We start from the raw sequence: 11,836 nt of genomic DNA, 5'->3' as shown, positions 1-11,836 counted from the left end.
TTTTATCTACATATATATAATTTTCTTCTATTATTTCTTTATAATCCTGTACTCCTATTGGTAATTTTTTCATTTTCATCATCTCCACATTTGTTTTTTCTTAGTATTATTATAGCATAAATGTATCTTACAAAAAACTGTTTTTATATATTCTCACGAGAATATGGAATTATATAAAGCGTTGTTACTAATATGCCTGTTAATCCTAAAAATATTAAATAATACCCACTGCTGATTTTATCTATTATTTTTCCACCTATATATATTCCAATTATTGTTGCTATCTGCATTATTACCATTTTTAATGATCCTATTCTACCCCTTATTTCATTTCTATACTCATTTGAAATTTCGAATTTATTATTATTACATTGGATATTATAAAAGATATATTAAACAAGAATAACATTGAAGATAACCAGTTTTTATCATTTTAATATTTACATATCCATGAGATTGTATCTTTTATTGTTTCATATAATGAACGTGGATTATAATCTAAATCCTTTTGAGCTTTTTTATGAGAAAATTTATAATATTTATGTAAAGTATGAACACTATAGGGACTTAAATATAAACTTTTTTTCATTTTAGTAAGATAGCTAAAAAGGCTAAAATAAGATATAATATAAGAATTCAATTCGGAAATATATTTTATCTTGATATTTTTTCCTGTTATAATATTCAGATAATGAAAAATAATTCTCATAGACAAATTTTCCCCACTTAATATATATTTTTCATTATCTTTTTCTGAAGCTTTTATTATACCATCCACAATATCTCTTACATCTACAAAATCAAAAGCTCCATCAATAAAAATTTTTATTTCATTATTTAAGTAATTTTTAAATACTTTAGTAATTTCAGAATTTTTGTAGTCGAATGGCCCTATAATCCCTGTTGGAAAAATAATAGTAGCGTTTATTTCATTATTATTTATAGCATTTAATACTTTCAAAGTGGCTATAGCTTTTGATTTTCCATATGCACCAGTAGTTTTATTTGGGTCGATAGGGGTATTTTCATCAATTGTAGCTCCTTTTTCTATTTCTGAAAAAGCATGAACAGAACTAACATATAACAATTTTTCAATGTTATTTTCTTTTATAGCTTTTATAACGTTTTCTACGCCACCAACATTTATAGAATATACAAGTTTATTTTTTAATGGAAGCAAAGATATTACAGCAGCAAGATGGAAAATTTTATTAATACTTTTACAAGCTTTATTTACTGCATTATAATCTCTGATATCACCATAATAGACTTCTAAATTCATTCCTTTAAACATAGATAAATCTTCATTTGGCAAAACGAATATTCTTATTTTCTTTCCAGATTTATATAGTTTTTTCACCAAAATATTACCAATATGCCCTGTAGCTCCTGTAATTAAAATCATATTAATCACTTCCTGAAGAATTATAAATATCTATTATTTTATAGAACCCTTTTGAAATAATTTCAAAATCTTCTTTAGAAACTTTAGATATAAAATCATTAAATAGTAACTTAAAATTTTTAACTGTTTCACTAAATACTTTTTCTCCTTTTTTTGTAAGTGTTATTAAGATAATTCGTCTATCTTCTTTGGTTCTTAATCTTTCAACATATGATTTTTTTTCTAGGTTATCAACAATATTTGTTATATTACTTTTTGTTGTGGAAAAATGTTTTGCTAAATTGCTCATTTTTTGTGGCCCTTTTAATCCGATATACATCACAATATAAAATTCCATAGTTTTAAGTTTTTCTGCTTCTGAAAAGTCCGATATTGTTTTTGTGAAATTAGAAATAAGATCAAAAAGTAATTCTAGAGTTTTTTTTGAATCTATCATAATATCCCTCCAATATCATTATTATTTTTGTTTGTTATTTAGACTATTAAAAATATAAATAGTTCAAAAATTTAATTATTTTTTTAGAAATAATCTGGATAGAATATTCTATCCAGATTAATATTTGAAAGTAGAAATCACCTTATTAATTATAAAGAAATATATGTAAAAATAAATGCACATATTGAAATATAACTACTATGCCATATTTAAATAGAGTTTTTTATAATAGAAAACCTTTTATTAGATTACAATATAAATCTATTTTTTCTAAAAATGCAGCATGTCCTGAATTTTTTATAACAACAAGATTTGATGTTTTGATTTTTGAATTAATATATGCCATATCCTCAACAGGAGTAAGAATATCTTCTTCTGCAGCGATCAATAATGTTGGTATATTAATTTTTTCTATTTCATTTGAAACATCAAAAGTAGTATTCGAAGAAGATAATCTAATAAAAGAATCAAACCATTCTTTTGTTAATATGTCTTTAAATAACTTTCTTCTATTCATCAACCATTCCAATTTTTCATTATAAAAAGTTTTAGAGTATATAAAAGGTAAAGCCAAATCAAAAAAAATTTCACCATCATACGTTTTTGCAGCAATTTTCCATGCTTCGCCAATTGCATATAAATAATTATCAACTTTAGAAGTAGTATTTGATAATATCAATTTATCTATCATTTTTTGATATTTTATAGCAAACAATTCTGCAACCTGACCTCCATATGATAATCCTAAAATATTTACTTTTTCTAAACCAAGATGAATTATAAAATTATGTAAGTCTTCAACATGAATGGATATGTCATAACCTTCTTCTAATTTTTTTGATCTTCCCTGATCTCTCATATCATATACAATGATTTTAAAATATTTACTCAAAACTTTAATATGAGATGTCCAACTTAAAGTACTCATCATTATACCATTAAGCAAAATAAGTGGTTTTCCTTCACCATAAATTTCATAATATATCCCTTTTTTTTCAAAAAACATATGAATCACCTCTCAAATATGTGTTATAAAAAATTATAACACATATTAACATAACATAAATCTTTTTAAATTGAAGATTTTATTTTATAAATAAGAATATAATTGCTGAATCTGCTTTAATCAGTTATAAAGCAATTTTATAAAAAATGTAAAAAGAGATATAATGAGAAATAGTTCATTATTCATGAGAAGTGATTCATATTTATTTGTATTTATTAAAAGTTTGTAGAATAGAATTGAGGTGATTATATGAATGTTGGAATACTAAGTATAGGTGTGTATATTCCAGAAACATTTATTACAGCAGAAGAAATTTCTGAGAAAACAAAAATACCAGTTGATGTAATAAAAGAGAAATTTGGAGTTATAAAAAAACCAATTCCTGGTCCGAAAGATACAACGAGTTATATGGGGATTAAAGCAGCACAACAAGCTATAGAAAGAGCGAAAATAAAGTCAGAAGATATAGATTTAGTTATATGGAATGGTGGTCAACATAAGGATTATCCATGTTGGTTAGCTGGGCTGAAGATTGCAGATGTATTAGGAGCTAAAAATGCATGGTCATTTGATATGGAAGCTATGTGTGGCTCAATGATGAGTGCTATGGAAGTTGCAAGGTCAATGATGTTAGCAAATGAAGAGATAAAAACTGTATTATTAGTTAGTGGCTACAGAAATGGTGATTTAATTAATTATAATGTAAAAGAAACATCTTTTATGTTTGACATAGGTGCAGGTGGAGCCGCCATGATTTTAAAAAAGGATTATAATGAAAATGTTATTTTAGGTACAGCCTTTAAAGGTGATGGTTCTTTTTCCGAGGATTGTGTTGTAGAGGTTGGAGGAACAAAAAATTGGCCTATGAAAAAAGAAGATATTGAAAAATTTCATTTTGTTGTTAGGGATGTTGAAAGCTTTAAAGAAAAATTAAAGAAAAAAACAATGCCGAATTTCTATTATGTAATAGATAAAGCTTTGGAAAAGTCAAACCTTGAGAGAAAAGATATTGATTATTTAGCTATTTTACATTTTAAAAGATCAGCACATTTATCTGTTCTTGAAGAATTAGGATTAAAAAAATCTCAAAGTACATATTTGGAAGAATATGGACATATTGGGCAAAATGATCAGGTGCTGTCTATAGAAATAGGTTTAAAAAGTGGAAAAATAAAATCTGGAGATAAAGTAGTTCTTGCAGGAGCAGGATTGGGTTTTGTATGGGCTTCTGCGGTAGTACATTGGGGCAAATATGAGAGGTGATAAAATGTGGAAAGATGAATATAATAAAAAATTAAGAAGTATTGAAGATGCTATATTATCTTTACCAAAAAAAGCAACTATAATTACAGGATTGGCTTCTGCTGAAGCACAAGGTTTATTGGGAAATTTACATAACTACAAGTCGCACTTTGAAAATTTAAAAGTAGTAACTTGTTTGAATATGAAAGAATATGATTTTTTTATGAATGAAGAATATGAGAATGTTTATAATAATCATTCATGGTTTTTAAGTCCGCCAACAAGAAAAGCAAAAAAATTAGGATTAAAAACAGTAGATTTCATTCCAAACAATTTACATATGGCTGGTACAGATAAATTAATGTCTGAAAAAGAGAATGGAAATATTGTAATTTTTTGGGGAACTGTGACTCCTATGCATGAGAAAACAGGATATTTTAATTTAGGTATTTCCAATGTATATGAAATGGAGGTTTTAGAAAAAGCAGATATAGTAATATTAGAAATAAATGATAAATTCATCTGGACTCACGGAGAAACTCAAGTACACATTTCACAAGTTGATTATATTGTTGAAAATTCATGGGAGATTCCAGAGTTACCAATAGTCGAACCTTCTGAAACAGAAAAAATTATTGCAGAATATATATCTGAATTGGTTGATGATGGTTCAACATTGCAAATTGGGATAGGCGGAATACCTAATGCGGTAGCAAAACTTTTAAATCATAAAAAAGATTTGGGAATACACACAGAAATGTTTACTGAATCGATGATTGATTTATTTGAGGCTGGAGTCATAACCAATATGAAAAAAACGTTATGGAAAGGAAAATTTATATGTACATTTGCATTAGGAACAAAAAGGATGTATGAATGGTTAGATAATAATCCTGGTGTTTGGATAATGAGAGGGAATTATGTAAATGATCCATATGTTATATCAAAAAATGAAAACATGGTAAGTATAAATACCGCGATAACTGTGGATTTAACAGGTCAAGTATGTTCTGAGTCAATAGGTCCAAAACAATATTCTGGAACAGGGGGGCAACTTGATACTCATAGAGGAGCAGTAATGAGTAAAAATGGAAAAGGGATTATAGCATTAAGAACAACTGCAAAGAAAGGAACTATATCAACTATAGTTCCAATGTTACCTCAAGGTTCTTTTGTAACAGTACCAAGACAGGATTTGGATTATGTTGTTACTGAATATGGTATTGCGCATTTAAGAGGTAAAAATCTTAAAGATAGAGTAAATGCGTTAATAAGTATATCGCATCCGAAATTTAGAGAAGAGTTAGTAAAAGAAGCAAAAAGATTGGGATATTTATAATAAAAAGGGGGTAAAAATCATGAAAAAAGTATTATTGGTGGTTTTTAGTATTATTTTGATGTTATCAATAGTTTATGCCGAAGTAGGGGTTACCGATACAGAGATTAAAATAGGTACATTCCAAGCAATGTCAGGACCAGTTGCAGTTATTGGTCAAAGTGTTGCAAATGGTATGAATGCTTATTTTAACTATGTTAATGATAATGGAGGAATTTTTGGAAGAAAAATCAATTTAATTGTTGCTGATGATCAATTTAATCCGGCTAAAACTACTGTAGAAGTAAAAAGATTAGTTGAAAATGATAAGGTTTTTGCATTAGTTGGAGGTTTAGGAACACCGGGTAATCTTGCTGTTATGAATTATGTAAATAATTCCAAAGTTCCATATGTTTATCAAGCAAGTGGTTCTTCATTATTAGCAATACCACCAAAGAAATATATATTCCCTGTGCAACCAAATTATACTTTAGAAGGAAATATAGTAATTAATTATTTGGTAAAAACAAAGAGAGCAAAAAAAATTGCAATAATATATAGAAATGATGATGCAGGAAAGGAATTTTTAAATTCTGCTGTTGAAACATTAAAACATAAATATAATATGAAACCCGTTGAAACAATAGCTATTAATCCTATAGCAAATGATTTTTCAACAGAAATAACAAAATTAATAGCAAAACAACCGGATGCTATAGCAGTTATGTTATTCATTCCACAATCAGTTAATTTTGTAAAACAGGCAAAACAATATGGATTACAAAGGCAAAAATATGTATTAACATATGCAAATTCAGATGCTTCTTATATTTTATTAGCTAAAGAAGCTGCAGAAGGGGTAGAAGCCATGGCATGGGTAAATGTGGATTTTTCAAAACCTGATTTAAAACCATTTCAAATATATCGAAAATATTTTGATCAAATGCCAAATGCATATGCAATAGCAGGAATGATTGCAGCAGAGGTTTTTGTAGAAGCGGTAACTAGGGCAGGAGAAGATTTAACAAGAGAAAATTTAGTAAAAGCATTGGAAAGTATGAATAAATGGACAGGAATGTTAGCACATGAAATAACCTATAAGCCGTATAATCATGAGGATAATACGTGTAGATTAGGTAAACAATCTATGTATGTTTTAAGAGTTAGAAAAGGCGTATGGTCTCAGATGACAAATTGGATCTATTATGAAAAATAAAATTAGCAGGGATAATCCCTGCTAATTTTAAAAATGAGGTGAGACAATGCTTGAAATTGTAGATATAAGTGTAAAATTTGGTGGATTAGTAGCAGTAAAAAACATGAATATAAAAATAGAAAAAGGGAAAATACATTCATTAATAGGACCTAACGGTGCAGGTAAGACTACATTATTTAATGTTATAACTGGTGTCGTTAAACCTATAAATGGGAAAGTTATATACAAAAATAAAAATTTATTGGATTTAAAACCAGAAAAAATAATATATGAAGGTATAACAAGAACATTTCAAAATTTACAATTATTTAATTTTTTGAATGTTTATGAAAATATATATACAGGGATAGCTTATAACTTTAAAGGAGATATAAAACAAATTTTAAGTGGAGAATCAAAAAAGTTTGATGAGGAGATAAAAATAAAAATATTAGAAATATCAGAATTATTGGGGTTGAAAAACAGATTATCTTCATATCCTTCTCAATTACCATATGGGGTTTTAAAAAGAATAGAAATAGCCAGAGCTATTGTATCAGAACCAGAATTAATACTTTTCGATGAACCAGCTGCTGGGTTAAATTCACAAGAGACATTGGAAATTGAGGATATATTTAAATTAATTAATAAAGAAAAACAGATTACTATTTTGTTAGTTGAACATGATATGAGTTTAGTGATGAAAATTTCTGACAAAATAACTGTTATGAATTTTGGTGAAAAAATAGCTGAAGGGACTCCTGAAGAAATTGCAAATAATACACAAGTAATAAAAGTATATTTGGGGGAGACAGAAAATGTTTGAAATAAAAAACTTATTTGTAAATTATGGACATGTGAAAGCGGTAAAAGGCATATCTTTTAGATTAGAAAAAGGAGAAATAGTTTCAATATTAGGTTCAAATGGAGCAGGTAAAACTTCTACATTAATGGGGATTATGAGTATAGTAAAAAGTGATAGAGAAATATATTTTAAAGGAGAAAATATATCAAAAGCTAAGACTACGAAGTTAGTAAAAAGAGGATTGATATTGTGTCCTGAAAACAGAAGAATTTTTCCAGGATTAACAGTTGAAGAAAATTTAAAAATGGGAAGTTTTATTAGAGGAGATGAAAAAAATAATTTGGAAAAAGTATATAATCTTTTTCCAATTTTAAAAAATAGAAAAAAACAAATTGCAGGTTCTTTGTCAGGTGGGGAACAGCAGATGCTTGCAGTAGGTAGAGCGTTAATGGGGGATCCGGAAGTTTTAATGCTTGATGAACCTTCATTAGGATTAGCACCCATAATTATTGATGAAATTTTTAATGTTTTAATTGAGTTAAAAAAACAGGGGATTTCAATATTATTAGTAGAGCAAAATGCAATAAAAGCTTTGAAAATAAGCAATAGAGCTTATATTCTAGAAACAGGTAAAATAGTACATTCTGGTATAGCAAAAGAATTATTATACGATGAAAAAATAAAAAAAGCTTATCTTGGTAGGTGAGATCATGTGGATTCTTCAAGGGATAATATTAGGAATTCCTCAGGGAGTATTATATGGATTAATGGCATTTGGAATTGCCATTATTTTTAAAACAGTAGGAGTAATGAATTTTGCACATGGACATGCAGGAATGATTTCTGCTTTTTTTGCCTTTTCTGTTTATACACTAACACATAGTTTGATTGTTTCCATTTTATCAGCATTGATATTTGGTTATTTTCTTGGTTTTTTAATAGATAAATTATTAAAACCTATTAAGCATATTTCTCACGGGGGAATGCTAATAGTTACATTAGGATTATTAATGATATTTGAAGGGTTGAGTGTATTGATATGGGGTACAGATTATCAATCTTTCCCAGAATTATTTAAAGGAATGCCAATAATAATAAATTTAGGAGAGAATATATTAGTTATACCTATTAATGATTTTTGGGTAACTATAATAGCTTTTTCAATTGCTATAATAATGGCAGTTTTTTTGAAATTTACGAGATTAGGTATAGCTATTAGGGCAAGATCTCAAGACGAAGTTGGTGCTGAAGTGGTAGGTATTAGTGTTGACAAAATAGATTCAATAGTATGGGGTATAGGAATAACGTTATCTTCTTTAGTAGCTGTTTTAATAGCCCCCAAAGAATATATTCATCCTAATATGATGGTTAACATGCAATTATATGGTTTTACTGCAGGTGTTTTGGGTGGTTTTTCTAGTTTATTTGGAGTAATATTTGGTGGAATTATTTTAGGCGTTTTAGAAAAAATAGTTGGTATTTATATTTCACCAGATTTTCAATTATCAATAATTTTAATATTAATTATTGTAATGCTTATAGTTAAACCCTCTGGTATTTTTTCAAAAGGTTTTGAAGGGAGAGTTTAATATGAAACAATCTATTTGTATATTATTAATAGGGATATTAATAGGAATTTTATTTTTATCAAAACCTTTTATATTATTGATATTATCAAGTATATTAATATTTGCTATTTCAGCATTAGGTTTAAATATAATTTCTGGATATACAGGTCAGATTTCTATAGGGCATGGAGCTTTTATGGCAATAGGAGCCTTTACTACAGCATATTTAACCCTTACATATAATATGCCTTTTTTTATTAATTTAATTATAGCGATGTTATTATCTGCAATTTTAGGAATTATAATAGGGTTACCCGCATTGAGATTAAGAGGATTTTATTTAGCTATTGCAACAATGGCATTTGGAATAGCTATTGAGCAATTAATAGGAGTTTTTGATTTTTTAGGAGGACATGTGGGATTAAGAGATATACCCCCTTTAATAAAAAATGATTTTGGCATATACACAATAAATTTAATCTTTTATGTCTTATTATCTTATTTTGCTATTATTTTGATAAAATCACCTATTGGATTAAAATACAAAATGGTTAGAGAAAGTGAAATAGCTTCAAGGGCGTATGGGATTAATATATCTTATATAAAACTTCATGCTTTTATTATTAGTGCAATATATGGAGGAATTGCAGGAACTTTATATGCACATACAATGGGGTATATTTCACCAACGGATTTTGGATTAGCAACATCATTAAATTTATTGGCTATGATTATTATAGGTGGAATATCGTCAATACATGGTGGGCTAATAGGAGCTATTGTAATTACAGGATTGCCATTTGTTTTTTCTAGATCAAACATACCAATGTCTTTGATATTTGGAGGGTTGCTGATAATTTTTGTTTTGTTTTTTCCAAAAGGCATTATGTATGGCTTAATTATTTCGTATTTTAAATATTTTGAAATACCATATGTGGCTTTTAAAAAGAAATTATGGAGGGATAAAAAGATGAATGGAAAATATGTTAAAATTAATGGAAAAAATATTTATTATTATGAAAATGGAAATGGGAAAACTGTTATAATGATACATGGGAATTTTGCATCTGCACGATGGTTTCAAAAAGTTATGAATATTGAAGGATTTAAAATACTTGCTTTAGATTTGCCAAATTTTGGAAGATCTGATAGAATAGAAAAGTGTGATATAGACTTATATGCTGATTATGTAAAAATGTTTATGAATAAATTAAAAATTGAAAAAGCCATAATTGTAGGACACTCGTTGGGAGGTGCTGTAGCTCAATCTCTCTCTTTTCGATATCCTGAAAAAAGCGAAAAACTGCTTTTAATAGATTCTTCCCCTATAAATGGATTAAAAACACCAGAAGAGAATTATCCTGTTTTAGAAATGTATAAGAGTAATAAAACTCTTTTAAAAACAGCGTTAAAATCTATTATGCCAGAAAATAAGGATGAAAAATTATTGGATGAACTTACAAATGAAGCTCTTTTGATGAATGAAAACTGTTTTGTTGGAAATGCCAGAGCTTTAGAAAAATATGATTATACAGATATTGCAAAAAACTATAAAAATAAGGTATTATTTATACTTGGCAAAAAAGATTTATTAATTACAGAAACAATGGCTAAAGAAACATTGAAATATTTAAATGGAGAATTAAAAGTATTTGATCATATTGGCCATTCAATTATTGTAGAGGATCCAGAGTTGTTTATAAATGAGTTGAGAAATTTTTAAAAGTTTGGAGTTGTTATTATGAGAAAAGCTAATATAAGAGAAAAAATAATTGATTCAGCTATAGAATTGTTTTCAAAAAAATGGTATGAAACAGTGTCAGTCGCAGAGATTTGTAGAAATGCAAATCTTTCAAACGGAGTGTTTTATAATTATTTCAAAAACAAACAACAATTGTTTGAATATTTGCTTAATTATCTATTAGAGATTCTTAAAAATGAATTTTATAAATATTCTGGTAATACTAAAAAAGAGAAACTTAAATCTTTTTTTAATATAGTATTTGGTGCAGCCAAAAAGTATAAAACATTAGTCACAATTTTTAGAGAAGGACAATATAGATTTCCCCAATATGAAAAAGAACTAAGGAATTTATATATTGATATACTAAAAAGGATTTTAGATAGAGAAATAAGTGAGGTCGATTATATTTATATAATTGGTGGTTTAAGATTTTTAGGTATTATGTCTTCATATGGTTGGATTAATATGAATGTGGAAGATTTTTTTGATATAGTATTTAACGGAGTTTTTTTTGAAAAAACTAATGATAATAAATTGTTTGATTTTGATATCAAAGAATGTGAAGAAGAAAAAAAAACAACAAAACAGTTATTAATAAATGCAGGTATAGATTTATTTAGCCAAAAAGGGTATTACAAGGTAAAAATATTTGAAATTACTAATTATGTAAGTTTGGCAGTGGGAACATTTTATATATATTTCCCTAGTAAGGAAGAATTTTTAAAAGAAATTGTTAGACAAATAGGGCATAAAACGCGATTATTCATATCAAAGAATTTACCTTTAGACTTAAATAGATTAGAAAAGGAATTAATAGGTATATATTTATTCTTGGAATTTTTTAAACGAAATAAAAACTATTATGAAATAATCAGAGAAGCAGAATTTGTAGTTAACAAAGAAGTAAGAGAATATTATGTAGAATTTAAAAAAAGTTATATAAAACATTTAAGAAATATTAAAAATAGAAATAAAGAAGTAACAGCTATGTATTTAATGGGAATCTCGCATTATACAGGTATTGAATATTTATTTGAAAATACGATAAAGGATAAAAAGAAATTTTTATTTGAACTATCAAAATATTTAACCAAAGGAATAAATATTAAAACTTAAGTAT

12 protein-coding genes are annotated in these 11,836 nt (G+C 27.0%); 8 read left to right on the top strand and 4 right to left on the bottom strand.

Translation table 11 applies throughout. From position 1 onward, the window contains the following. Nucleotides 1-143: 143 nt before the first annotated feature. The 4 genes from XO12_RS09385 to XO12_RS09370 all read right to left on the bottom strand — a co-directional run bounded on the left by XO12_RS09385 (nucleotide 144) and on the right by XO12_RS09370 (nucleotide 2,847). On the bottom strand, nucleotides 144-299 hold the full coding sequence (locus XO12_RS09385) for a hypothetical protein (protein WP_156166171.1): 156 nt from the start codon (nucleotides 297-299) through the stop codon (nucleotides 144-146). A 134-nt stretch (nucleotides 300-433) separates the two neighbouring features. Continuing rightward, nucleotides 434-1,405, bottom strand: a complete 972-nt coding sequence (locus XO12_RS09380; protein WP_047266304.1) for an NAD-dependent epimerase/dehydratase family protein — start codon at nucleotides 1,403-1,405, stop codon at nucleotides 434-436. A gap of 1 nt (nucleotide 1,406) precedes the next feature. Then, on the bottom strand, nucleotides 1,407-1,841 hold the full coding sequence (locus XO12_RS09375; RefSeq protein ID WP_047266303.1) for a MarR family winged helix-turn-helix transcriptional regulator: 435 nt from the start codon (nucleotides 1,839-1,841) through the stop codon (nucleotides 1,407-1,409). 223 nt (nucleotides 1,842-2,064) lie between these two features. Then, nucleotides 2,065-2,847 (bottom strand): alpha/beta fold hydrolase, encoded by a 783-nt coding sequence (locus XO12_RS09370; RefSeq protein ID WP_047266302.1) that lies wholly within the window; start codon nucleotides 2,845-2,847, stop codon nucleotides 2,065-2,067. A gap of 249 nt (nucleotides 2,848-3,096) precedes the next feature. On the opposite strand from XO12_RS09370, the gene XO12_RS09365 reads away from it, so the two are divergent. From XO12_RS09365 to XO12_RS09330, 8 genes are read left to right on the top strand one after another with little or no spacing between them, the layout of a single operon-like run. Beyond that, nucleotides 3,097-4,110 carry a 3-oxoacyl-ACP synthase gene (locus tag XO12_RS09365; RefSeq protein WP_175420176.1) on the top strand — a complete coding sequence of 338 codons (1,014 nt, stop codon included), beginning with the start codon at nucleotides 3,097-3,099 and terminating at the stop codon, nucleotides 4,108-4,110. Continuing rightward, the gene (locus XO12_RS09360; RefSeq protein ID WP_254867720.1) at nucleotides 4,100-5,428 is read left to right on the top strand and encodes an acetyl-CoA hydrolase/transferase family protein; all 1,329 of its coding nucleotides are present in this window, start codon (nucleotides 4,100-4,102) and stop codon (nucleotides 5,426-5,428) included. The genes XO12_RS09365 and XO12_RS09360 overlap by 11 nt, the downstream gene beginning before the upstream one ends. Nucleotides 5,429-5,447: 19 nt before the next feature. Next, nucleotides 5,448-6,620 (top strand): ABC transporter substrate-binding protein, encoded by a 1,173-nt coding sequence (locus XO12_RS09355; protein WP_175420175.1) that lies wholly within the window; start codon nucleotides 5,448-5,450, stop codon nucleotides 6,618-6,620. Between the two features lie 46 nt (nucleotides 6,621-6,666). After that, entirely contained in the window at nucleotides 6,667-7,425 is a 759-nt protein-coding gene (locus XO12_RS09350; protein WP_175420174.1) for an ABC transporter ATP-binding protein, read from the top strand. Next, a complete protein-coding gene (locus XO12_RS09345) occupies nucleotides 7,418-8,110 on the top strand; it encodes an ABC transporter ATP-binding protein (RefSeq protein WP_047266297.1) in 693 nt (230 codons plus the stop codon). Before XO12_RS09350 ends, XO12_RS09345 begins: the two co-directional genes overlap by 8 nt. 4 nt (nucleotides 8,111-8,114) lie before the next feature. Next, nucleotides 8,115-8,993 carry a branched-chain amino acid ABC transporter permease gene (locus XO12_RS09340; protein WP_047266296.1) on the top strand — a complete coding sequence of 293 codons (879 nt, stop codon included), beginning with the start codon at nucleotides 8,115-8,117 and terminating at the stop codon, nucleotides 8,991-8,993. A 1-nt stretch (nucleotide 8,994) separates the two neighbouring features. Further along, the gene (locus XO12_RS09335) at nucleotides 8,995-10,695 is read left to right on the top strand and encodes an alpha/beta fold hydrolase (RefSeq protein WP_047266295.1); all 1,701 of its coding nucleotides are present in this window, start codon (nucleotides 8,995-8,997) and stop codon (nucleotides 10,693-10,695) included. Between the two features lie 18 nt (nucleotides 10,696-10,713). Further along, on the top strand, nucleotides 10,714-11,832 hold the full coding sequence (locus tag XO12_RS09330; protein WP_047266294.1) for a TetR/AcrR family transcriptional regulator: 1,119 nt from the start codon (nucleotides 10,714-10,716) through the stop codon (nucleotides 11,830-11,832). Nucleotides 11,833-11,836: the final 4 nt, after the last annotated feature.

This window comes from Marinitoga sp. 1154, from assembly GCF_013363285.1.
In the GTDB taxonomy this organism is placed as follows: Bacteria; Thermotogota; Thermotogae; order Petrotogales; family Petrotogaceae; genus Marinitoga.
The sequence above is the reverse complement of the archived record's forward strand: the minus strand, read 5'-3'. Positions and strand labels throughout refer to the sequence as shown.

Bases quoted from the DNA above. Each gene is read 5' to 3' on its own strand.
- XO12_RS09355 (WP_175420175.1), top strand. From the start codon at position 5,448: ATGAAAAAAGTATTATTGGTGGTTTTTAGTATTATTTTGATGTTATCA.
- XO12_RS09380 (WP_047266304.1), bottom strand. From the start codon at position 1,405: ATGATTTTAATTACAGGAGCTACAGGGCATATTGGTAATATTTTGGTG.
- XO12_RS09335 (WP_047266295.1), top strand. From the start codon at position 8,995: ATGAAACAATCTATTTGTATATTATTAATAGGGATATTAATAGGAATT.
- XO12_RS09340 (WP_047266296.1), top strand. From the start codon at position 8,115: ATGTGGATTCTTCAAGGGATAATATTAGGAATTCCTCAGGGAGTATTA.
- XO12_RS09360 (WP_254867720.1), top strand. From the start codon at position 4,100: ATGAGAGGTGATAAAATGTGGAAAGATGAATATAATAAAAAATTAAGA.
- XO12_RS09330 (WP_047266294.1), top strand. From the start codon at position 10,714: ATGAGAAAAGCTAATATAAGAGAAAAAATAATTGATTCAGCTATAGAA.
- XO12_RS09350 (WP_175420174.1), top strand. From the start codon at position 6,667: ATGCTTGAAATTGTAGATATAAGTGTAAAATTTGGTGGATTAGTAGCA.
- XO12_RS09375 (WP_047266303.1), bottom strand. From the start codon at position 1,841: ATGATAGATTCAAAAAAAACTCTAGAATTACTTTTTGATCTTATTTCT.
- XO12_RS09345 (WP_047266297.1), top strand. From the start codon at position 7,418: ATGTTTGAAATAAAAAACTTATTTGTAAATTATGGACATGTGAAAGCG.
- XO12_RS09385 (WP_156166171.1), bottom strand. From the start codon at position 299: ATGGTAATAATGCAGATAGCAACAATAATTGGAATATATATAGGTGGA.
- XO12_RS09365 (WP_175420176.1), top strand. From the start codon at position 3,097: ATGAATGTTGGAATACTAAGTATAGGTGTGTATATTCCAGAAACATTT.
- XO12_RS09370 (WP_047266302.1), bottom strand. From the start codon at position 2,847: ATGTTTTTTGAAAAAAAAGGGATATATTATGAAATTTATGGTGAAGGA.